21 protein-coding genes are annotated in these 22,103 nt (G+C 70.2%); 10 read left to right on the top strand and 11 right to left on the bottom strand.

The features are described from left to right. Window positions 1–177: 177 nt before the first annotated feature. The 5 genes from U9R90_RS23085 to U9R90_RS23065 all read left to right on the top strand — a co-directional run bounded on the left by U9R90_RS23085 (window position 178) and on the right by U9R90_RS23065 (window position 3,727). A complete protein-coding gene (locus U9R90_RS23085) occupies window positions 178–387 on the top strand; it encodes a helix-turn-helix domain-containing protein (protein ID WP_411058567.1) in 210 nt (69 codons plus the stop codon). A 69-nt stretch (window positions 388–456) separates the two neighbouring features. After that, window positions 457–1,689 carry a tyrosine recombinase XerC gene (gene xerC, locus U9R90_RS23080; protein ID WP_411058566.1) on the top strand — a complete coding sequence of 411 codons (1,233 nt, stop codon included), beginning with the start codon at window positions 457–459 and terminating at the stop codon, window positions 1,687–1,689. A 439-nt stretch (window positions 1,690–2,128) separates the two neighbouring features. Then, window positions 2,129–2,602: an IS607 family transposase gene (locus U9R90_RS23075; protein WP_411058565.1), complete on the top strand. Its 474-nt coding sequence runs from the start codon at window positions 2,129–2,131 to the stop codon at window positions 2,600–2,602. Window positions 2,603–2,819: 217 nt separating this feature from the next. Further along, complete coding sequence (locus U9R90_RS23070) at window positions 2,820–3,329, top strand: hypothetical protein (RefSeq protein ID WP_411058564.1); 510 nt, start codon at window positions 2,820–2,822, stop codon at window positions 3,327–3,329. A 2-nt stretch (window positions 3,330–3,331) separates the two neighbouring features. Further along, complete coding sequence (locus tag U9R90_RS23065) at window positions 3,332–3,727, top strand: sensor histidine kinase (protein WP_411058563.1); 396 nt, start codon at window positions 3,332–3,334, stop codon at window positions 3,725–3,727. A gap of 14 nt (window positions 3,728–3,741) precedes the next feature. Here the strand turns inward: U9R90_RS23065 and U9R90_RS23060 are convergent, their stop codons facing one another. Then, window positions 3,742–3,876 carry a hypothetical protein gene (locus tag U9R90_RS23060; RefSeq protein WP_411058562.1) on the bottom strand — a complete coding sequence of 45 codons (135 nt, stop codon included), beginning with the start codon at window positions 3,874–3,876 and terminating at the stop codon, window positions 3,742–3,744. A 168-nt stretch (window positions 3,877–4,044) separates the two neighbouring features. On the opposite strand from U9R90_RS23060, the gene U9R90_RS23055 reads away from it, so the two are divergent. Beyond that, entirely contained in the window at window positions 4,045–5,064 is a 1,020-nt protein-coding gene (locus U9R90_RS23055) for a methyltransferase domain-containing protein (protein WP_411058561.1), read from the top strand. Between the two features lie 268 nt (window positions 5,065–5,332). On the opposite strand, the gene U9R90_RS23050 is transcribed toward U9R90_RS23055, so the two are convergent. After that, entirely contained in the window at window positions 5,333–5,821 is a 489-nt protein-coding gene (locus U9R90_RS23050; RefSeq protein ID WP_411058560.1) for a DUF402 domain-containing protein, read from the bottom strand. Further along, window positions 5,802–6,728, bottom strand: coding sequence for a GNAT family N-acetyltransferase (locus tag U9R90_RS23045; RefSeq protein ID WP_411058559.1), 927 nt, complete (start codon window positions 6,726–6,728; stop codon window positions 5,802–5,804). The genes U9R90_RS23050 and U9R90_RS23045 overlap by 20 nt, the downstream gene beginning before the upstream one ends. Before the next feature lie 32 nt (window positions 6,729–6,760). On the opposite strand from U9R90_RS23045, the gene U9R90_RS23040 reads away from it, so the two are divergent. Then, a complete protein-coding gene (locus U9R90_RS23040) occupies window positions 6,761–7,171 on the top strand; it encodes a GntR family transcriptional regulator (RefSeq protein WP_411058558.1) in 411 nt (136 codons plus the stop codon). Window positions 7,172–7,316: 145 nt separating this feature from the next. Here the strand turns inward: U9R90_RS23040 and U9R90_RS23035 are convergent, their stop codons facing one another. Continuing rightward, window positions 7,317–8,420: a DUF5925 domain-containing protein gene (locus U9R90_RS23035; protein WP_411058557.1), complete on the bottom strand. Its 1,104-nt coding sequence runs from the start codon at window positions 8,418–8,420 to the stop codon at window positions 7,317–7,319. Window positions 8,421–8,551: 131 nt separating this feature from the next. Here U9R90_RS23035 and U9R90_RS23030 point away from each other — a divergent pair, with 131 nt between their 5' ends. After that, entirely contained in the window at window positions 8,552–9,964 is a 1,413-nt protein-coding gene (locus U9R90_RS23030; protein ID WP_411058556.1) for a GH39 family glycosyl hydrolase, read from the top strand. A 29-nt stretch (window positions 9,965–9,993) separates the two neighbouring features. Here the strand turns inward: U9R90_RS23030 and U9R90_RS23025 are convergent, their stop codons facing one another. The 6 genes from U9R90_RS23025 to U9R90_RS23000 all read right to left on the bottom strand — a co-directional run bounded on the left by U9R90_RS23025 (window position 9,994) and on the right by U9R90_RS23000 (window position 18,598). Next, on the bottom strand, window positions 9,994–14,061 hold the full coding sequence (locus U9R90_RS23025; protein WP_411058555.1) for a polysaccharide biosynthesis C-terminal domain-containing protein: 4,068 nt from the start codon (window positions 14,059–14,061) through the stop codon (window positions 9,994–9,996). Beyond that, a complete protein-coding gene (locus U9R90_RS23020; protein ID WP_411059777.1) occupies window positions 14,054–14,827 on the bottom strand; it encodes a polysaccharide deacetylase family protein in 774 nt (257 codons plus the stop codon). The genes U9R90_RS23025 and U9R90_RS23020 overlap by 8 nt, the downstream gene beginning before the upstream one ends. A 20-nt stretch (window positions 14,828–14,847) precedes the next feature. Beyond that, window positions 14,848–15,900 (bottom strand): glycosyltransferase family 2 protein, encoded by a 1,053-nt coding sequence (locus U9R90_RS23015; protein ID WP_411058554.1) that lies wholly within the window; start codon window positions 15,898–15,900, stop codon window positions 14,848–14,850. Continuing rightward, entirely contained in the window at window positions 15,897–16,709 is an 813-nt protein-coding gene (locus U9R90_RS23010; protein WP_411058553.1) for a glycosyltransferase family 2 protein, read from the bottom strand. The genes U9R90_RS23015 and U9R90_RS23010 overlap by 4 nt, the downstream gene beginning before the upstream one ends. 409 nt (window positions 16,710–17,118) lie before the next feature. Beyond that, the gene (locus U9R90_RS23005) at window positions 17,119–18,213 is read right to left on the bottom strand and encodes a GNAT family N-acetyltransferase (protein ID WP_411058552.1); all 1,095 of its coding nucleotides are present in this window, start codon (window positions 18,211–18,213) and stop codon (window positions 17,119–17,121) included. A gap of 1 nt (window position 18,214) precedes the next feature. Further along, window positions 18,215–18,598: a hypothetical protein gene (locus U9R90_RS23000; protein WP_411058551.1), complete on the bottom strand. Its 384-nt coding sequence runs from the start codon at window positions 18,596–18,598 to the stop codon at window positions 18,215–18,217. Between the two features lie 331 nt (window positions 18,599–18,929). Between U9R90_RS23000 and U9R90_RS22995 the strand changes: the two genes are divergently transcribed. After that, window positions 18,930–19,745: an SGNH/GDSL hydrolase family protein gene (locus U9R90_RS22995; RefSeq protein WP_411058550.1), complete on the top strand. Its 816-nt coding sequence runs from the start codon at window positions 18,930–18,932 to the stop codon at window positions 19,743–19,745. Here the strand turns inward: U9R90_RS22995 and U9R90_RS22990 are convergent. After that, a complete protein-coding gene (locus U9R90_RS22990; protein WP_411058549.1) occupies window positions 19,729–21,504 on the bottom strand; it encodes a serine/threonine-protein kinase in 1,776 nt (591 codons plus the stop codon). The genes U9R90_RS22995 and U9R90_RS22990 overlap by 17 nt on opposite strands. A gap of 236 nt (window positions 21,505–21,740) precedes the next feature. Here U9R90_RS22990 and U9R90_RS22985 point away from each other — a divergent pair, with 236 nt between their 5' ends. Beyond that, on the top strand, window positions 21,741–22,010 hold the full coding sequence (locus tag U9R90_RS22985) for a hypothetical protein (protein ID WP_411058548.1): 270 nt from the start codon (window positions 21,741–21,743) through the stop codon (window positions 22,008–22,010). Window positions 22,011–22,103: the final 93 nt, after the last annotated feature.

Here is a 22,103-nt window from a genome sequence, read left to right as displayed (position 1 = left end):
GCAACCACCTGGTGTAGCGGCTACGGCCACGCCCCCGCGTAGCGCCGTAGCCGCTACACCCCGCGCATCCGCTACACAAAACCCCGCCCTGACCTGCGATGTAGCGGCGTAGCGGATGTAGCGGACCTACGGGAAGGGGGCCGTGCCCCCGGAACCCTGCCCAGGAGGCACCGCCGCATGGCCACCGCTGTCGAACCTGCCGAACAGATCCTCTACCGCCCCGAAGAGGCGGCCACGGTTCTCAGGATCGGACGCTCGATGGTCTACGAGGAGATACGCCTCGGACGACTTCAGACCGTCCGCATCGGCCGCCGCCGTCTCGTCCCGCCTGAGTACATCGAACGGTACGTCGAACTCCTCAAGCGCGAGGCAGAGGCCACCGCCTGAACTGCCCATCACCTCAGTTCCACAGGGCCGCGTCCTTCAGGGCGCGGCCCTGCCCCATGGAGGCACAGCATGACCGAGACACCGGAGCGTCCTCGCAGGGCGGGCCACGGAGAGGACTCCATCTACTGGGACAAGTCCAAGAACCGCTACATCGGTGCCGTGTCGCTCGGGTACACGCCTGCCGGAAAGCGCAACCGACCCAAGGTGTCTGGGAAGACCAAGACCGAAGTGCGTCGGAAGCTCCGAGAGCGAAGGAAGCAGCTCGAAGCGGCGGCGGGCGCCAATGTCCCTGCCAGGTACACCGTCGGTCAGGCGGTGACCGATTGGCTCGCCCAAGGGCTCAAGGGACGGGAGGCGAGCAGCGTCGACACGTACCGCAGTCTTGCCGACACTCACATCGTCCCGGACCTCGGCAAGGCGAACCTGCGTGACCTTGACGCAGACGAACTGGATGAATGGCTGGAGGCCAAGACCGACGATCTCGCAACGCAGTCCCTGAAGATGGTGCACTCGATCCTCCGTAGGTCGATCACCCACGCACAGCGCAGAGGCAAGGCCGTACGCAACGTCGCGGAGTGGGTGGAGGTGCCCGACGGGAAACCGGGACGTCCGAGCAAGTCGCTGACCCTGGAACAGGCGGAGGCAGTTCTCCGTGCGAAACCCGGTACTTGGATCAACGCGTACGTGGCCGTCGCGCTTCTCGTCGGCATCCGCACCGAGGAGTTGCGCCCCCTTACCTGGGCACATGTGCACACTGAGGTTTCGGACGACGTTCAGCCCCACGTGGATGTTTGGCGTTCCGTGCGTCGGCACGGAGAGACCAAGACGAGGAAGAGCCGCCGTTCGCTGGCCATGCCGCGACAAGTCGCGTACGTCCTGGAAGCGCACCGGAACCGGCAGCGAGAGGAGCGTCTAGCGATTGGTTCCGAGTGGTGCGCGGACGGTCTCGTCTTCCCGGATGACAACGGCGAGCAGCGCAGTGCGCTGAACGTCAGGCGGAACTTCAGGGCGCTGCTGAGGGAGGCCAAGGTGGGAGAGCCGCCGTTCGAGGAGCATGCCTTCGACATCCCGGATGAGTGGACAACTCGGGAGTTGCGCACCAGCTTCGTGTCCCTGCTCTCCGACCACGGGATTGCAATTGAGGTCATCGCCCGAGTCGTAGGCCACAGCGGAAGTAACACGACTGAGCGCGTCTACCGCAAGCAGCTGCGACCAGTGATTACCGCAGGCGCAGAGGCCATGGACGACATCTTCGGTGGCGGTGCGGATTCTACGGCTACTGAACCCCCTGAATCCGCGTGATCCACCTTCGATGGCTCCCTGTTTGGCTCCCCAGGGCCGCAGCGACTAGCAACCCCCTTCCCCTGACCTGCGAAGGGAAGGGGGTTGGTCTCTTACGGTGTGCTTAAGGAACGACTCAGAGGTGATTAAGAACGGGTCGGGAATGTCCGGAGTCTCCGGTGTCCGTGGGCCTGAGCGCGCGCAGGCCCACGGGAACTCAGGCCGTGTGCAGCGCTAGAGTCGGCGAGAGCCGGGCCGCGTGGACACACCGCTGGCCGCCAGGTGACCCGGGACAGCCGCAGGGTTGATCGGAGTCGTTGGTCTTACCTGTGCTTCCTCGGTTTGGCTGTGTATCACGGTCTGCCGGTGGCCAGGCCGGTCTGCGTTGTTTTCAGATCATTGAGCGACGGGCGAACTGATCTGTGGATAGCTCGCGTTGGGCGTCCCTAGCCTCTTGGGCATGGAACTCCTTCGTGTGTCCGTAGCCGCGCGTCGGGTGGGTCTGCATCCCGACACGCCGCGGGTATGGGCGGATGCGCAGAAGGACGATCTGGTGTCGCAGGTGCGGGCGATGCAGGAGTTCTGCCGGGGCCGGGGCTTCGCTGTCAGTCAGTGGGTCAGCGAGATCGGCGGCGGCATGGACCTTCAGCGGAAGAAGTTTCTCGCCTTGATGGACCGTATCGAGCGGGGTGAGGTCGGCACGCTGGTGATAGCGCACAAGGACCGACTTGCCCGGTTCGGGTTCGACTATCTGGAGCACGTCGCGGCGAAGAACGGCTGCGAGATCATCGTGGCCAATCAGGAGCCGCTGTCTCCGCGAGAGGAGATGGTCCAGGACCTCCTGGCGGTCGTGCGCAGCTTCTTCTGCCGCCTGCACGGGCTCCGAGGGTACGAGAAGACGCTCAAGGACGAGTCGGCCGGCGGTGACCGGTGAAGGTCACCCGCATCGCCTACAGCAGGAACCTCAACGCCGGGAAGTACATCCAGCTCGAGGAGCAGGCGCGCCGCCTCGGCGTGGTGCGTTCACTGGTATGGCGCCTATATGGCTCGGTCAACGGACTGCCGTGGTCTGACCGGCAGATCCGTGATTTGTGGATCGCCGACGGCACCGCGCAGACCTTCGGCGTGCTGGCGAACGCGTGGAGGAGACCGTGCGGGATGCGGCGGCGGACATCGCCGCGAACCGTGAGGCGGCCAAAGCGAAGGTGAAGCAGGTCGTCTTCCGCCGCACCAGCGACCCGGCCGAGCAGAAGCGCCTGTTCATCGCACTGAAGCGCAACGAGTGGACTACGGACCCGTTTCTGTCCCGCCTGATGCGCAAGCACTGGCGGCGCGGTCGCAACAAGACTGCGAATCAGATCGTGGTGCGCGCCGACCAGTACAAGGCCTACCGCCTCACCGAGGACGGGAATGTCTGGCTCGCAGTACCTGGCCTGGAACGCCGACAGCTTGTGCGTATCCCGCTGAACACCACCGTTGCGCCGACGGGCACACTGCGGCTGATCCTCCGCTCGGGCTGCTCCTGCTGGCCGCCTGCGACCAGGGGCTACGGCATACGGAACCCACCGCGCTGCACGAGATCGCCGCGGTCGAGGCGGCGGCCTGCGCGGACCAGGCACGCGAGCGGGGGCTCACCGTACGGACCTCGCTCGCGCCGCTGACCGTGGACGGCGACCCGGTGCTGCTCGGTCATCTGGTCCGCAACCTGGTCGGGAACGCCGTACGACACAACCGCCAGGGCGGCCGTGTCGAGGTGCGCACCCGGCCGAGCGGCCTGGAGGTCGTCAACACCGGCCCCCGGGTACCGCCCGAGGATGTGCCGTACCTCTTCGAACCGTTCCGCAGGCTCCAGGAGCGGCGCCTCGGGCCGGGTGAGGGGGCCGGGCTCGGGCTGTCCATCGTCGACTCGATCGCCCGCGCGCACGGCGCGGACGTCACGGCGGCGGCCAACCCGGAGGGCGGTCTGACGGTGCGGGTGCGGTTCGTCCCGGACCACAGGCACGCTCGGCCCGAGCCGTCAGCTCGGGCCGACAGCCCCGGTCGCGTGGGGGGAAGGTGACCCTTCCGGCTGACTCAGCCGTCGGGCCACCAGGTACTACGGACGTCTTTGCGGATCTCGGGGCGCGGGCGTGCGGCTTCCTCGGCGCGGTCCCGCTGCCGACGGCTCGCGGTCTTCCTGACGGGCTTCTGAACGGTCTGGCGGCGCATAACGGCCTCCTAGCGCAGTCGTCCGGTTCCGCTCCTCCACAGAGGTGGACCCAGACAAGGAGCCTTACTCATCGCCCGCCTGGTTGTCAGTGGCGCTGGTCACGCATCTATGTGGCGCTCGTCACATTCGCGTCGGCTGTTGTCAGTGGCGGCTGCGACGATCAGCGCATGACCGACGACTGGACCGTACGCGACTGGGACGACGAGGCCGCCACCTTCGACGAGGAGCCTGACCACGGGCTCCGGGACGCTGTGGTGCGGGAGGCCTGGGCTGCCAGGCTGAAGGACTGGCTGCCCAGGGAGCCGTCCGATGTGCTTGATCTCGGGTGTGGGACCGGGAGCCTGTCACTGCTCGCTGTGGAGCAGGGGCACCGGGTCACCGGCGTCGACTCCGCGCCGGCGATGGCGGCACAGGCCCGCGCCAAGCTGGCCGGGACCGAGGCCGAGGTGCTGGTCGGTGACGCGGGACGGCCCCCGGTCGCGGGGCGACGGTTCGATGTCGTGCTGGTCCGGCACGTGCTGTGGCAGCTGCCCGACCCGGAGGCGACCCTGCGCCACTGGGCCACGCTGCTGCGCCCCGGCGGGCGGCTGGTGCTGGTCGAGGGGGTGTGGGGGACGGTCAGCCCGGTCGGGATTCCGGCCGCCCGGCTGACCGGAGCCCTGGGCCGACTGGCCGATCGCGTCCACTCCGAGCGGCTCTCCGGCGACGCGCGGCTGTGGGGGCGCGAGGTCGAGGACGAGCGGTACGCGGTGGTGGCGACCCTCGCTCGGAAGCGGCGGCACGCGGAGGTCGTCGACGTCCACCTCTTCGTGCGCCGCGGCGACGAGGTACTGCTCGCCCGGCGCGCCAACACCGGGTACGCGGACGGCTTGCTGCACGCGCCCTCAGGGCACCTGGAGGACGGCGAGGACGTCCGGGAGGCGATGATCCGTGAGGCGTACGAGGAGATCGGCCTGCGGCTCGCCCCGGACGACCTCCGCGTCGCGCTGGTGATGCAGCACCGCTCCCCGAGTGGCGGGTCCCGTATCGGCTGGTTCTTCGAGGCGGCGTACGGCGTCGGCGGCGAACCCACCAACGCCGAACCGGACAAGTGCTCCGAGCTCACCTGGCACCCGTTGGACGCGCTCCCGGACGACCTGGTGGCGTACTGCCGAGCGGTTCGTCCTGCACCTGCACGAGGCGGGTGACTCCGTCGCGTACGAGCCGAAGGGAGAGCGCCGTGCCGTATCGCTCACGGCGTCCGCCGACCCTGCCATGCCCTGATCCTTAGAGCCTGTCTTTGAACCCCCGTCGTCCGCGCGGAGCGCGGGCGTCGGGGCGCAGAGAGCCTGTCTTTGAACCCCCGTCGTCCGCGCGGAGCGCGGGCGTCGGGGCGCAGGCGGGGGTTCAAAGACAGGCTCTCGTCCGCGCGGAGCGCGGGCGTCGGGGCGCAGGCGGGGGTTCAAAGACAGGCTCTTAGTCCGACAGCGAGCCCAACCACCCCTGGCGCGCGAGGAGTTCCAGCTCGTCCAGGGCCTGGCGGGCCTGGGCCGCCGTCTCCGGGTCGGCTTCCGGCAGGCCGCTCGCCGCGAACTCGTCCTCGTCCAGGCGCAGCACCGTGCCGCCGTCCGCCGAGCACCACAGGTCGAGATCCAGGTCCTCGACCGTCAGCTTGCCGCCGGACAGCACAGCCGGGCGGGTCACATCGCAGTACCAGCCCTTCAGCGTGCCATCGGCGGTGCGTACCTCCTTGACCGCGTACCACCGGTCGCGCCAGTAGTGCTCGGTGAAGACATCGCCCGGCTCGAAGCGGACGAAGCCGAAGTCGCGGGTGCCGTCGGCGGCCCAGGGGGCGCGGACGGTGAGGCGGGTGCCGTCGTCGCTCACGACGGCCGCCGGGTAGCGGATCTTCGTACGGCCCGCCTTGGTGAGGACGACCTCAACCTCAACCGAGCTCGCGGACATGGCGTACCTCCGTCGCGCAGATCTCGTAGCCGAACCACTTGTTGATGGCGAGCATGGGGCCGTTGCCCGTGTCGTTGCCGGTGAAGGCCTCCGTGCGACCCGCGGCGCGGGCGCGGTGCAGCGAGTGGGCCTTGGCCAGCTTGGCCAGGCCGAGACCGCGGTGCGCGCGTGCCGTGCCCGTCATCACCGACCCGTAGCGGGTGCCGGCTCCGCGGGCCATGGTGAACGCCACGGGTCGGCCGTCCCGTACCGCCACCGTGGTCAGCTCGTGGTCGAACAGGGGGTGTCCCCAGGTCTCGGCCAGCCAGTGCTCGTAGTCCGTGAACTCCACGCCGATGTCGCTCGGCTCGTCCGCCATCGTCTCGGCGTCGACCTCGAACAGCGGACGCGGGTCGTCGGCGAAGTCCGCGCCGGTGCGCAGTTCGATCCCCTCGGGGAGCTCGGGCAGCGGTGGCAGCGTGCCGTGCGCCAGGTCGAGGCGGAGGAAGTGGGCGGAGCGGCTCGACCGGTATCCGTGCTTCTCGGCGAAGGCCAGGTTCGCCGGGGCGTCCAGGACCCAGCAGTAGACGGCCGTGGCGCCCAGCGCCGCCAGCCGCTCCTCGGCGGCGCGCAGGATCTGCGAACCCGCGCCGCGCCGCTGCTGGTCGGGGTGCACATAGACGTTGGCGAAACCCTGCCCCGGCTCGGGGCTGTCGTACGCGAGGCCCGTCTGCGCGGTGCCGACGATCTCGCCGCCCACCTCGGCGACCAGCATCTGGAAGTGGGAGTCCGGATGGGCGTGGGTGAGGTCGAAGGCCACGGACTCTGCGGTGGCCAGCATGAAGGGGAGAGCCGCCCGTCGGATCCGGGCGAAAGCCTCGGCGTCTGCGGGGTCTTCGGCGCGCAGGGCGCGGACGATCACAGTCATGGTCCGGCACGCTACGTGTGGCGCCCGCGCCCATGCCTCCCAATTTTCCGTCCGTGCGGGACAATCGGACCGTGACCTTGAAGCTTGACATCGACCCGGGCGCCGCCGTCGCGCCGTACGAGCAACTGCGCGCGCAGATCTCCGAGCTGGCCCGGTCAGGGGCGCTGCCGGTGGGCTACAAACTGCCGACCGTGCGGGGCCTCGCCGAGCAGCTGGGGCTGGCGGCGAACACCGTGGCGAAGGCGTATCGGGCGCTGGAGTCCGACGGGGTGGTGGAGACGCGGGGGCGGAACGGGACGTTTGTGGCGGCGGCGGGGGATGCGGCGGCGCGGCGGGTTGCCGCGGCGGCTTCGGAGTACGCGGTCCAGGCCCAGCGGCTGGGCCTGGACCGCAGGGCGGCGCTGGCGGCGGTGGAGGACGCGTTGCGGGCGGTCTACTCGTAGTTCACCTGCGGCGGTGGGTGGCGCGCGTCAGAGATGAGCACCCCACCCCGCCCCTTCCCTAAAGTCCTGCGGACGGCCTAAAAGATGTCCTCAATCGCCGGACGGGCTGGATTTTGGCCGGGCCGGATTTCGGCCGGGCTGAGATTCACAGGTACAGGCCGCCGTCCGCGCCCGCTCGCTGGTCCGGGACCGATGTCGGGCTGGTGCCCCGGCGCAGGGCGTACAGCTCGGCCAGGGTCGCGCCGTCGCGGCTCAGGCCCTCTTCCGTGCCGAGCCAGTTCACCGACTCCGTGCGGGTCAGCGGGCCGACCTCGATGCGGGCCAGGCAGCGGCCGGGGCGTACCACCGCGGGGTGCAGGCGCTCCAGGTCCTCGTTGGTCGTCACGCCCACCAGGACGTTGCGGCCCTGCCCGAGCAGCCCGTCCGTGAGGTTCAGGAGACGGGAGAGCGCCTGGCCCGCCGTGTGCTTGGCCTCGCCGCGGATGAGTTCGTCGCAGTCCTCAAGAAGCAGCAGCCGCCAGCGCCCCTTGGCCGTACCGTCGTCCTCGCCGATCGCGATGTCCATCAGGTAGCCGACGTCCGAGAACAGCCGCTCCGGGTCCAGGACGCAGTCCACCTGGCACCAGTCGCGCCAGGACCGGGCCAGCGTCCGCAGCGCCGAGGTCTTCCCGGTACCCGGCGGGCCGTGCAGCAGAAGCAGCCGCCCCGCGATGTCCTCGGGCGTGGTCTTCATCAGCCCGTCCATCGCGTCCGCCACCGGCGCCGTGTAGTTGGACCGCACCTCGTCCCAGGTGCCCGCGGAGATCTGCCGCGTGGTGCGGTGCGGGCCGCGCCGCGGTGAGACGTACCAGAACCCCATGGTGACGTTGTCCGGCTGCGGCTCGGGCTCGTCCGCCGCACCGTCCGTGGCCTGTCCCACGACCTTCTCGGCCAGCTCGGCGGTGACCGCCGTGACCGTGACGTCGGCGCCCCGGCTCCAGCGGGAGATCAGCAGGGTCCAGCCGTCGCCCTCGGCGAGCGTCGCGCTGCGGTCGTCGTCGCGGGCGGCGCGCAGTACGGTCGCGTGCGGCGGCAGCAGGGTGGCGCGCGGCTTGACGCGGTCGATCGACGCGCTGTGCGCGTACGGCTGCTCGCCGGTCGCGAAACGGCCCAGGAACAGCGCGTCGACGACGTCCGACGGCGAGTCGCTGTCGTCGACGTTGAGTCGGACCGGCAGGGCGTGCAGCGGATCGTCAGGGGTGGCTGGCATGCGCCCATGATCCGGCACCGTGCTCCTTCGCGCACGGGATTTCCCGGGGCGAGCTTCGCGCTTCCCCTGTTACCGACCTGTGGCTGCGAACCCCGCCGCTCGGACAACCACCCCCGATACCCTTGCCCGTGATGGGACGTCATGGGTGGGATTCGGGGGTACGGCGGTGGCGGCTCACCGCCCTGCTCGGCATAGGTGTGGCCGCACTGGCCCTGGTGCTGACACTCAGCACACTTCGTGACAACGGCACGTCGACGACCGGCACCACCAAGGACGGGGCCAAGCCCCACGGCACGCCCGTAGTGCCCCGTGACAAGCCGGGCCCCGAGCTCGGCTGGGGCTTCACCCACACCGCCAACAGTGCCGACGAGGGCAAGGCCGCTTCGGTCGACCGCGCCGAGAAGCTGCTGGCCGCACAGCCGCTGCCACAGATCCAGCACATCATGGGCTGGGGCGCCGACAACCCCGAACCGGTCCCAGGCCACTACGACTTCGACGCGATGGACCGCCGGATGGACTTCATCCGCGCCACCGGCGGCACCCCCGTGATCACCCTGTGCTGCTCGCCGGACTGGATGAAGGGCGGCAAGGCGGGCGTCAACAACACCGACTGGGACGAGATCGAGAAGCCGCCCGTCCGCGCCCACTACAAGGACTTCGCGGGGCTCGCCGCCACCGTCGCCAAGCGCTACCCCGACGTACGCCACTTCGTCGTCTGGAACGAGTTCAAGGGCTTCTGGAACTCCGACAAGGGCCGCTGGGACTACGAGGGCTACACCGAGCTCTACAACCTGGTCTACGACGCGCTGAAGAAGGTCAACAAGGACATCATGGTCGGCGGGCCCTATCTGGTCATGGACAGCCTCGACCCGCGCCAGAAGGAAGGCGCCTCCACCGAGGTCAAGGGCCCGTGGGGGAGCGCCGACCAGCGGGTCCTGGACGCCTTCCGCTACTGGAACGAGAACAAGAAGGGCGCCGACTTCGTCGTCGTCGACGGCTCCAGCTACACCGTCGACGACGAACTGCTCCCCGACGAGTTCCAGGCCACCGAGAAACTCACGGCCGTCAGCCGCTGGGTGCGTGAACAGACCGACGACCTGCCACTGTGGTGGGCCGAGTACTACGTCGAGCCGGGTGATGCCAACGACGCCCGCGAGGACTGGGAGGAGTCGCACCGGGTGGCGGTCCACGCCTCCGGGCTGATCGCCATGGCCAAGGGCGGGGCGTCGACCGGCTTCTACTGGAACCCGCAGAACAAGGGCGCCAAGTGCGCGGGCTGCCTGTGGCGGTCCACCGAACTGGGCGACGGCGGAAGCGGGCTGCCGATGCTGGAGCTCATCTCCCGCTTCCACAAGGAGTTCGGGCCGGGCACCACGTACGAGACCGTGGACATCGCGGCCGACGACGTACCGAACGTCCGGGTCATCGCCGACGACAAGGCCGTCCTGGTGGTGAACACCCTCGACCGCCCGATCAGTGCGAAGGTCGACGGCAGGCGCTTCGACATGCGGGGCCACGAGGTGAAGTGGCTCAAGCGGCGCTGACGCGGCCTGGCGCCGCCCGGTGCCACGCCCTACGCCATCGTGAGGAACCGCTGCACCAGCGACGCGAGCAGCACCGCGAGCAGCGGCAGTGAGAACCAGAACGTGCTCTGCAGCCACCGCAGTTGCCGCGCACTCGGTCGCACGGACACCCGTACCACCTCGCGCGCCGTCAGCAGGACGATCAGCGCCACCGCCGCGAAGCCGCCGACCACCGACCACGGCGTCCAGGTCACCTTGGGGCCAGGTGGCCCCGGATCGGGCTTCTCCACCGGGCCGTCCGGCTGCTTCTTCAACACGAAGAGCGAGGCGTCGTCGTTGGCGAACACCTTCGTCAGCTCGGGCCGGTCGTCGAGGCTGCGGATCACCCTGGCCTCCCAGTTCCGCGGATAGCCCACGTCCATGGAGAGGTAGGTCGCCTGGCTCCGGTTGACCATGAGGTAGGAGTTCGGGCCCGCGTCCTTCAGCGCCTTGACCAGACCGGAGACCAGCACCGGGTCGGGCGGCGCCAGGGTGGGGACGTACTGCACCCGTTCCATGTCCCTGCTGCCCCAGGGCATCGCGGGCGTCACGTTCTCCAGCGTGTCGTTGCTCATCCACAGCAGCCGCGTGGTCGGCCGGTCGTTCTCGTAGACGTACTCCATCGCCGCGACCTCACCGGGGCGTACGCGTTCGAAGGGCTCGTTGCCCCAGCGGGCGATCAGGAAGCCGCCGACCAGGATCAGCCCCACGAGCAGCGCGGCCAGCGGGGCCAGGCTCACCCGGTCCTTGTCGCGCTCCTTGGCCGTGACGCCGGTGCGCGGGAACAGCGCGAGGCCCGCGAGCAGGGCCGCCCCCGGCAGGGCGAACATAAAGACGCGCAGGGCCATTTCGCCGCCGTACGACTGCATACCGAAGCCCAGGAACGGCACGAAGGTGAGCACCAGCAAGGAACGCTCGGCGTACTGGTGGGTCCGGCGCCGCAGCCAGCCCCAGCAGGCCAGCGCCATCACCGAACCGGCCAGCGCCACGCGCGCGTAGAGCACCAGCTGATGCGTGGAGCTGCCGCCCTCGATCCGGCCCGAGACCGACGAGGTGACATTGCCGCCCACGCCGCCGACCCCGCCGAACAGCTCGTCGAAATGCCCTGACCAGTACGGTTCGGCGAAGAAGCCCACCCAGACGGCGACCAGGACGCAGAACAGGATCGGCAGCCCGCGCAGCTCCGAGCGGCCCACCATGACCAGCGCGGCGAGCACCCCGAGCATCACGAACGGCGTGAGCTGGTGCGTGGGGACGGTCGCCGCGAACAGCGCGAGCAGCACGAGCAGCAAGGCGGCGCGCTGGCCGCGGGTGGTGGGCTCCACCTCCGCCTCGCCGGGCCGCCGTCTGGTCCACAGCATCCTGGGCGCCCGGAACCAGACCAGCAGGATCGCCACGAACACCAGGTACAGCAGGTAGGTGAAGCCCTGCGGCGAGAAGTAGTCCTGTCCGACCCAGCCGCTCAGCACGAAGATCCAGATACCGGTCCACTGGGCGCGCCAGCCCGCCCGCATCGAGCGCATCAGCAGGAACATCGGTGCCAGGTACAGCAGTTGGATGGTCAACGGCCACCAGCGGAGCACCCCGCTGAGATCGGAGATGCCGCAGGCCTCGGCGACGAAGACCGCGGCGGCGAAGAAGCCCGGCCAGCTGAAGCGCGCGTCCAGGTCGGGCGCGGCGGTGCCGGTCCGGTCGATGTACTCCAGGAAACCCAGGTGCTGCCAGGCCGTGGCGAACCGCGGCTCGGCCTCGATCACCGCGGGCAGGGCGTGCAGCGACACCAGGGTCGCCAGCAGCACCAGGGTGAGCAGCAGCCGGTGCGGCCGCTCGTGCCACAGCAGCGAGGCGAACGCGATGACCAGCAGACCGGCGCCGACCAGGGTCGCGGGCGGCAGCACGGAGACCAGGCCGAGCCCGCCCATGGCGTCCAGATCGGCCTCGCCCATGCCGAACACGGGCACCCAGAACAGGGCCAGGGCCACGGCGAACAGCAGCCCGACGCCGTACGCGCGCGAGCCCCTGGGGGCGGCCGGGGCGAGCTCCGGCTCCTCCTGGGGCGGGTCTGGCGGTGTCGGGTCGGGGATCGGAGCAGCGTGCGGCGATCTCGGCGCGGGACCGGGGTCCGCGCTCACCTCCTGGGACGGCTCGGACTCCGGGGTCGAGGCGGGCCGGGGTTCGGGCAGGGTCAGCGGGGCCTTCAGCGCCCAGGTGGGCCGGTGCTCCATCTCGTCCCCCTCGGCTGCTGGTTGAGGCGCGTCTTCTCGCACCGCGTCTTCTCGCACCGCGTCTTCTCGTACGGCGTCTTCTCGTACGGCGTCTTCGCTTACGGAATCTTGGACATCTCCGAAGAAGAGCCCGCGGATCTGGACGGTCCCGGTGTCGGCGGGGGGACCGGTGCGCTCGGCGCTCTCGGCCTTCCCACCGTCGCCTTCGCCGTCGTCCCGCTCAGTGGGCACGTCCGGCACGTCCGGTGCGTCCGGCGCGGGCGGCCCGTGGCCGACCTGGCCGACCCGGCCGACCCGCAGGTCAGGGCGGCGCTCCTGATGGTCGATGTCGATCCGGACCCCGAGCTCCAGCGTCTCCGAGTCGAACATCCGGCGCAGGGCCCAGGTCGGGCGCTGCCCGAGGTCCTTGGCCAGCGAGACCGTGTCGCTGTCGGAGTCCGTCGTCTCCGCCGTGCCCAGGTCGGCGAGGTCGCCGTCGGGCGCCACCGTCGCCGGGCGCCCCTCCGACGGCGGCACCGACCTGACGATGCGGTACAGCTTGAACCCGGCGATCGCCGCGATCACCGCGAGGCTGGAGACCTCCGCGACCCCCGCGCCGATCAGCCCCATCCGGGGGAGCAGCAGCAGCGTAAGGCCGAGGACCAGTGCACACAGCGCGCCCTGCAGATAGGCGAGCCCGGACGTACGGCTCTGGGCGCGCAGTACGGCGAAGTACGTCTCGATGACCACCCGCAGCAGCGCGCCCACCGCGAACACCCGCAGCAGCCCGGTCGCCGCGTCCGCGTACCCCTGCCCGAACGCCCCCAGGATGTACGGCGCGCCGATGAACAGCACCCCGCACACCGGCAGCATGATCCGCGCCATCCGGCGCAGCGCGGCCCGGCAGTTCGCGGCCAGCCGCGCCGGATCGTGCGAGCCCTCCACGGTCAGCGAGGCACCCATGTTGATGGCGAGCAGGTTGACGGTGCCGCCGATCGTGGTGGTGATGTAGAAGTACGCGTTGTCGACGGAGGCCACCTGCGCGGCGACGATCACCGGCACCAGATAGACCACGGCGAGCGAGAACAGCGCCCCCGTGTAGTCGCCCGCCAGGAAGCGGCCGAGCTCGCGCGCGGTCGGCGGGGTCGACTTGCCTTCGGTCGCCCGCACATGGCGCGGCACCAGGCGCCGGAACACCAGCCAGCCCAGCGGCAGTACGGAGAGCCCGATCGCCGCGACCCAGGAGACGAACACCCCGGCCGTCGGTATCGCCGCGGCGAAGGCGATCAGCAGCACCAGCTTGACCACCGAGAACACGGTGTTCCCGACCGGCACCCAGATGGCGTTGCGCAGCCCGGTCAGCACCCCGTCCTGCAGCGTCAGCACCGACCAGGCGACGACGGCCAGGATGAACCCGATGCCGTTCAGCGGCCCGTGCAGAAAGCGGTACGAGGGTCCCCACAGGTCCAGGGTGAGCAGGAAGATCCCGGCCGCGACCGCGACCAGCAGCGAACTGCCCGCGTACGTACGGAAGATGAATCTGCCGGTGGCGCGGCCGGCGACCGGGATGAAGCGGGCCAGCGCCCCGGTCAGGGTCACCGCGGTCAGCCCGGCGAGCAGCTTCATCGCGGCGATCGCGGCCGAGCCCTGGCCGACCGCGGAGTCCGAGTAGTAGCGGGCGGCGGCCAGCCAGAAGCCGAGGCCGAGCACTCCGCTGATGCAGGTGTTGAGCATCAGCGCGTACGCGTTGCGGAACAGCGGGCTGCCGCCCGAGCTCTTCAGCGGCAGGCGCAACCGCCGGCCGGCCGGCGGTTGCCCGGCCGCCCCGGTCGCTTCGGTCGCCTCGGCTCCGGCCTGGGTGGTGGTGTCAGCCACGGGTACGGATGGCCTTCCGACGGGCCCAGCGGGCTCTGCGGACCACGGCGTACCCCTTGGTCAGGGCACGGTCCGCGGCGAAGGCGCGCCCGATCGCGCGGCCTTCCACGATGCGCGCGAACGTCTCGGCCGACGTGGTGCGGCGCACGGTCAGCCGCCGCAGGGCGTACGGCCCCTGGCAGCGCCGGGCGAGCCCGTTGCCCACGGCCAGCGCCTGCCGGAACCCCGCGTCGTGCACGGTGCGCCGCACCCGTCGGCTGGAGTAGCCGTACGGGTAGGCGAAGGACACCGGCCGCTCGCCGAGCTCGTCAGCGATGATCTCGCGGCACCGCAGCAGTTCGAACCAGAGTGCCTCGTCGTCGAGTTGGTCGAGCTGGGGGTGGGTGTGGCTGTGCCCGCCGATCTCCACACCGGCGTCGGCGAGCGCCCGTACCTGCGGCCAGTCGAGCATGGTGTCCGGGGCGCCGCCGGTGTCGTACGAGCCGCGCAGCCAGCCCGTGGAGACGAACAGCGTGGCCGGGAAGCCGTGCTGGACCAAGGCCTCCAGGGCATGGCCGTGCACCCCCTGGTACCCGTCGTCGAAGGTGATCAGCACCGGCCGGGACGGCAGCTGCCCGTGACCGCGCCAGGCCGCCGCGAGGCCCCGCGTGGTGAGGGGCGTGAAGCCGCGCTCGGCCAGTACCGCCATCTGCTCGGAGAAGGCGTCGGGCGACACCGACAGGTCACGGGTCGCGAGCGCGGGCGTCCGCGCCACGGCGTGGTACATCAGGACCGGTACGGGCTGGTTCACGCTGCGGCCCCCTCCTCCGCGGCCGGCGGCCGCGACGGCCGCTGACCCCCGATGGCCGGTACTTCCGCGGCCGTGAAGACGGCGCCGGAGCGCCGGGCGCGGATGCTGCCGAGTACGTATCCGCCGGCCGCGGCGGCGACGCCGGTCACGATGGCGCCCGCCCGCCCCGCGCCGCCGGGACGGGCGAGCAGTGCGTCGCGCACCCCGCGGCCCACGCCCGCGGGCAGCACCCGGGTGGTGTAGCGGCGTTCGGACTCAAGTCCCTTACTGCTCCCCACACTTCGCGCCACGAGCGCCTTGGACAACCCCTCGGCGTAACACCGCGAACGGAAGTAGCGCAGCCGCTCGCGGGCCTTGGGCACCCGGTGGTGGATCACCGCGCGGTCGTCGATCAGCAGCACCGCGTCCGGCCTTGCCGCGGTCAGCCGGATGCACAACTCCGTCTCCTCGCAGCCCAGCGGCCGCTTGTCGCCGTCACGGCCGATGCCGGTCGCGAAGCCGCCCGCGATGTCGAAGGCCGAGCGCCTGAAGGACGCGTTGCCGCCCAGTACGTTGCGCACCTGGACGCGCCCACGCGGCAGGCCACGGTACGTACAGCCGACGACCCAGTCGAACTCCTCGGGGAACCAGGCGGGGCGGCGGCCCGAGCCCCAGATGGGCTCGGTGCGGCCGCCGACCGCGAGGACCCGGGGGTCCTCGTACCCCGAGGCGAAGTGCCGGAGCCAGTCCCGCTCGGCGACGGCGTCGTCGTCGAGGAAGGCGACGATCTCGCCCCGGCAGGCGGCGATCCCGGTGTTGCGGCCCGCGGAGAGCCCGCGGGGGCCCGCGTTCGCGAGCACCCGCACCTGGTCGCCTGCGCCGTCCGTGTCGTCCGCGTCCTTGAATTCCCGCGTGAGCCGGTCCAGGAGCGGCTGGTTGTGGTCCACCACCAGCAGTGTTTCCAGGGCGGGCAGCGACTGCGCGCGCACCGAGGACACCGCCGCGAGGATGTCCTCCCAGCGGTCCTCGGTGTACACGCAGATCACCACGGAGATGTCCCGGTGGCTCAAGACGCCGCCCCTCGCCCGGCCCGCAGGACCGCCGCCGCGCGGGTACGGCGGCGCTGTGCGCGGCGGCTGGAGCGCTCCTTGAGGATCACCTTCAGCACCCGCAGGCCGTCCCGTACCGCGCGCAGATTGCTGGTGCCGTGGATGCGCAGATACTCGTGGCTGGGGATCTCCTGCACCTTGAGCCCGGCCTTGACCACCCGGATGTTCATCAGGGTCTCGACCTCGAAGCCCGTGCAGTCGAGGTCGATCTTGTCGAGGCAGTGCCGCCAGAAGGCGTTGTAGCCGTAGCAGAGATCGGTGTAGCGGGCGCCGAACTTGGCGTTGACGACGGCGCACAGGACGTGGTTGCCCAGCTTACGGATCGGCGTCATGTCGTCGGTGCCGCCGCCGTTGGCGAAGCGGGAGCCCTTGGCGAAGTCGGCCCCGGAGACCAGCGCGGAGACATAGGAGACGATCTCCTCACCGTCGGCCGAGCCGTCCGCGTCGACCATCACGATGATCTCGCCGGTGCTCGCCTCGAAGCCGGTGATCAGGGCGTCCCCCTTGCCCTTGCCGCGCTGCTGGACGACCTTGATGTCCGGCCGCAGTTCACGGGCCACGCGCACCGTGTCATCGGTGGAGTTCCCGTCGACCAGGACCACTTCGTGAATCCAGTCCGGGAGTGTTTTGAAGACGTACGGGAGATTCTCCGCCTCGTTCATGGCGGGGATGACGACGCTCACCGGAGGCGCTATCGCGAGGTGGGTGGAGATCGGACGGTACGGTAATGGATCTTTTCCCGGTATGGCCGGGCGCACAATCGAGCTCATGAGTCTGTTCCCTCTCGTCCGGTGGACTGCCCGCCCCCGGGCAGCCCGGATGAGTTTCCGGTTCGAAAGAGGGGGCCTCACCGAGGGCATGACGGTGTGGAACACCGGACATGCCAGGTGAGCTGGCAAAGCTGGCCGCGTGGCACGCGACTCGGCACATGTGGTCACCGAGCACGGCACCCCCCTACCGCGCCCCGCGCCGACGACCATCGCGGTTCTTGAGCCCTCCCCTAGATCCGCGTGAATGATGGCCCGATGCGGGTGGATGTACGACGGTATTGATGACTGGGTCGGTATGGCAAGACCTGGAACAAGGCCTCGCATTTGTTGGCTTTGGAGTTGTTTTCACCGGCACAAACGGATCATGTTGTTCGCGGGCCGGTTCCTTGTTCTTTTGAGTCCACTGGCTTCATTCTTTTGAACGGATCTTGCCGATCCGTTTGAGCAACCGATCGGCCGGCTCGAACAATTCGGGCCTGGACACCACGGTGTTGCGCAGCGCGCGGACCGGGGCGCGGCGCGCCCGGTGTCCGATTGCCACCGGGTGACGCCGGGTCACCCAGCCCTCGGACACGGTCAGTTCCCGTGTCTTGAGGGAGTCTTTGTATTCCTTCTGGCCCCGGCCGAGATCGAGATAGGCGATGCCGTCGGCGGCGGCCGCCTCGGCCATCCGCAGATGCAGGATCAGTCCGGGGGAGTACTTGGAAAAGTCCGGGTCGTACGCGGGAAACCAGCAGGCGAGCACGCGCTCGGAGCGCAGTCCGAAGTGGGCGGCGATCGGCCGCTCGCCCGCGTAGAGCACCGACAGCAGTCCGCTGGACGGCGTGGAACGGGTGTGGAAGAGACGCTCCACGAGCTGGGTGATCCAGGGGTGCGCGAAGCGGTCGCTGCGCCCCGTCCTGCGGTACTGCGCGGACTTCCACTCCATCAGGACGCGTAAGGCCTCCGGGTCACGCTCGTCGTGCACATAGCGCACCTGGCCGGTGTCGCGGCCGAGCTTGCGTTCCTTGGCGAGCGTCGACTTGGTGAACTTCGGTGACCGTAAGCGGAGTTCGGCGAGATAGGCCGCGTACCCCTGGTCGATGTCCATGACCGGGGACGGGAAGTCGGCGGCCGCGAAGGCCGCGAACGGCGGCTGGCCCTGGACCAGGTGGTCGAACTCCCACACCGCGAGCCCGCAGGCCTTGAGCAGCTCCCGGGCGTCCCACGCGAAACCGGCCCGGTGCACCAGGCCCTGGCAGTCGGAGACGCCGAGACCGATGGCCCGGCCGACGCCGGTGAGGGAGCGCTGGTACGGCAGGAAGGCCGCGGGCTCCCCGTCCTCGCGTACGACGGCGATCCGCACCCCGTGTCGCACATGGCTCACCGCGAGGGCGAACTCGGGTGACAGGAACGGGTTGGCCAGCTCGGGTGTGCCTTGCAGATGTGCCTTGGACTGCAGGGCGGTCCAGGCCGCCCGATCGGCGGCGGTCAGTTCGCCGGGCCGGTACACGCTGATGTCCACGTCAGGGAGTCCGTCTTCTCGCCGTGCGATCGCCACGTGGGCGCCGCACCAGGGCCAGCAGCAGAATGAGGAGGCTGATCCCGGCGACTGCCGTGATTCCGCCCCGTATCGACCACAGCCGCAGGGCCAGCATCGCCTGGGCGACCAGGATGTTGACCGCTACCGCTGCTGCCGAGGACGCCACCAGGCGGCCCCATGGTTCCAGCCCTCGCAGGGCCAGGGCGACCGCGCTCGCGGGCGCGGCGAGCAGGAAGAAGAGCGCGAAGGGGCCGCGCAGCGAGGCGTCGATGTCCGCGAACGCGAGCACGCCGCCGACCGCGCCGACAGCGCAGGCCGCCCCGGCGAGTGCGGGCAGCGGCCCGTGATCGGAAGGCCGGGTGCCCATCGGTCCGGCTCTCTGGGGCCGCTGTGCTGATGAGGTGTCACTGGTGGTCTGCATACGCGACTTTTCCCCCCGAAGCGTCGGATGCGGGCTTCAATGTCGCGCAACCGGCGGGGGCCCGTCAAGGTGCCATAAGGCCCTGTGGGTCCCCTCGACTTCGACGGGGAGTCACTTGTCGGACACAGAGCGAAAGTTGAACCGCCCAACGGCACCGGTCACTTAAACCTGTACAGGGTGAAGACTTCTGTACTGAAACTTCTTGGCATGGACACTATCGGCGCCATGGGGTGCGTGCTACCACAGTTGTGGCAGTGATCCTGCTAAAGGAGGTTCCATGAGATTATCCCGTTTCACGGCATACCTGACCTCGCTCCTCCTCGCCGCCGGTCTCACCCTCGCCGGGGCGAGTGCGGCGCACTCCGCATCCGCCGAACAGCAGGCGGCCTCCGGCTATGTGGCACTCGGCGACTCCTACTCGTCAGGCGTCGGGGCCGGTAACTACGACAGCGGCAGTGGCGACTGCAAGCGCAGCAACCGTGCCTACCCCGCCCTGTGGGCGGCCGCCAACGCACCCTCGACGTTCCACTTCACCGCCTGCTCCGGCGCCCGTACCAGTGATGTGGTGAACTCCCAGCTGGGGCCGCTGAGTTCGACGACCGGACTGGTCTCGATCTCGGTCGGCGGCAATGACGCGGGCTTCGCCGACGTCATGCTCACCTGTGTGCTCCAGTCCGACAGCGCCTGCCTGAGCCGAATCGAGGAGGCCGAGCGGTACGTCGACACCACGCTGCCCGGCCGCCTCGACTCCGTCTACTCGGCCATCGAGTCCAGGGCGTCCAACGCCCATGTGGTCGTGCTGGGCTATCCGCGCTTCTACAAGCTCGGCGGCGGCTGCTTCCTGGGGTTGTCCGAGACCAAGCGCGCCGCCATCAACGGCGCCGCCGACTACCTGAACACCGCCACCGCCAAGCGCGCCGCCGACCACGGATTCACCTTCGCCGACGTCACCCCGGCCTTCACGGGGCATGAGATCTGCTCCAGTGCCTCCTGGCTGCACAGCGTGAAGTGGAGCAACATCGGCGAGTCGTACCACCCCACTGCGGCCGGACAGTCGGGCGGCTATCTGCCGACCCTCACCCGCGCCGCGTGACCGACCACTCCGCGAGAACGCCGTTCGGCGCGTAGGAGCCTCCGCTGGTCGGGGGCTCCTCTTCGCAGGTCACCTGGTATGCCACGGAGTTGGACTTCGTGGACACCGGCTTGCGTACCTCCACGCTGATCTCGTTGTGCAGGGTGTCGTCCGCCTTGTATCCCAGCTCGGTGTGGTTCACGGTCTGGGTCTTGTCCCCGCCGTCGGCGAACTGGAGGGTCTTCCAGCCCGGATCCGATGGCTGGCCGGTCGCGGTCACCCAGCGGTACTCGACGGTGGCCGGGGTGCGGCCCACCGTGAACGACGCGGTGAAGGACGGTGCCTGGGCCGGGGGCGGCGGGCAGGGGCCGGTGTAGTCGGCGGTGGTCGCGGCGACGGTGACCTCGACGGTCTGCGGGGGCTTGGGAGTCGTACCGCCGTCGCCGCCGCCGTTGTTGCCGCCCCCGTTGTCCCCGCCGCCGTTGTTGCCACCGCTGTCTGAGCCGCCGGTGTCTGAGCCGCCGCTGTCCGAGCCGCCGTTCGTGCTGGAACCGCCGTCCGAGCCGCTGCCGTTGGAGCCGCCGTCGTCGCCGCCGCTGTCCGAGCCGCCGCCGCCGTTGGAGCCCCCGCCGTTGGAGCTCCCGCCATTGCTGGAGCCGCCGCCGTTCCCGCTGTTGAGCAGGCCGTACGTCAGTCCGCCGATGGCGAGCAGCAGCGCGGCGAGCCCCGCGATCAGCAGCACGGCGCGTCGCGAGGACGACGGACGCGGGTCCGGGGCCGGGGTCGGGGTCGGGTCCGAGTGCGGGGATTCCGCCCGTGTCCGGAGCCCCGGCGGCGTCGGTGACGGCGACGGCGACGGTGAGACGACCGTCGGCTGGCGGTGCGGATCGGAGTCCAGGACCGTGTCCGGCGTGGGAACCGGGGTGCCGCCCGCGGCCACGCTCCTCAGGTCACGCTCGGCGTCGGCCGCGGACAGCCGCTCGGCGGGTTCCTTGCGCAGCAGCCCCTCGATGACCGGTGCCAGGGCCCCGGCCCTACTCGGTGACGGCAGTTCCTCCGCGACGACCGCGTGCAGCGTCGACCACGGCGTGTCCCGCCGGAACGGGGAGTTCCCTTCGACCGCCGCGTACAGCAGGACGCCCAGCGACCACAGGTCCGACTCGGGACCCGGCGTGCGGCCCTGCGCCCGCTCCGGGGCCAGGAACTCGGGTGAGCCGACCAACTCGCCGGTCATCGTCAGATGCGAGCCGCCCTCAAGGAGCGCGATGCCGAAGTCGGTGAGGACCACCCGGCCGTCGTTGGCGAGCAGGACGTTGCCCGGCTTGACATCGCGGTGCAGTACGTCGGCCGCGTGTGCGGCGCGCAGGGCGGCGAGTACGTCGGCGCCGATCCGCGCGGCGCGCTGCGGGGACATCGGGCCCTCGGCGTCCAGGACGTCGGAGAGGGCGAGCCCGCGCACCAGTTCCATCACGATCCACGGGCGGCCGCCCTCCAGCGCCACGTCGTAGACCGTGATCACGGAGCCGTGCGAGACCCGGGCGGCGGCCCAGGCCTCGTTCTCCAGGCGCGCGTACAGCCGCTCCACGTCCTCCTGCGGCACTCCGGCCGGAGCACGGACCTCCTTGACGGCGACCTCGCGCTGCAGTACCTCGTCACGGGCCCGCCATACGACGCCCATACCGCCCGCGCCCAGGGCGCCGAGCAGGCGGTAGCGGCCCGCGATCACCCGCTCGCCCTCTCCCTGGCCGTGCTGACCTGTGCTTCCCGGTGCGTCGCTCACAGGCGAACCCCCATCCGCGGTGGAGCGATTTCCCACCAAAGTACCCTGGTCGGGCGGGGTTGCCTCCCTCCTCGACAGCACTGTCCAACTCCACCTGGAATCAGGTGGATTCGGAGAGTAATTGTCAACATCCTTGCGGGAGAGGTGAATCCGGTGGCCGGGATACACGAGTGTCACTGAGGAGCGATAGGGTTAGCCTGCCCGGGCCGGGTGCCCTCGTACGGGTGGGGAGTGACATGGAACAGATAACAGTGCGCAGCAGGGCGCGAGTCCCTGCGATCACCTGCGGGAGCAGCGCGACCAGCTCTCGTCTTGACCGTCATCTTTCGGTGCTGGGCGGACCTGCCGTCCCGCAGCGTGAGACGGTCGAGGCGACGTTGCTGATGCGTGAGCTCACCGCGCGTGATGTCGCGCACGAGCGCACGGGGCGGGGCGCGCGGATGCGTCGGGTCTCGCTCTTCGCGCCGCTGCGGCGACTGCGCCGCACGCTCTTCGGCGGTCGCTGAGCCCGCTGAGGGCGAAGGCGACCGCTGTCGGGGCCCGCGGACCGTGGGCCCACGACCTTGGGGCGTGTCCGGCGGATCATGCCGGGGCACGGC

It is taken from the genome of Streptomyces sp. E11-3, assembly GCF_046540415.1.
GTDB lineage: Bacteria > Actinomycetota > Actinomycetes > Streptomycetales > Streptomycetaceae > Streptomyces.
This window is presented reverse-complemented; position numbering and strand designations above follow the sequence as displayed.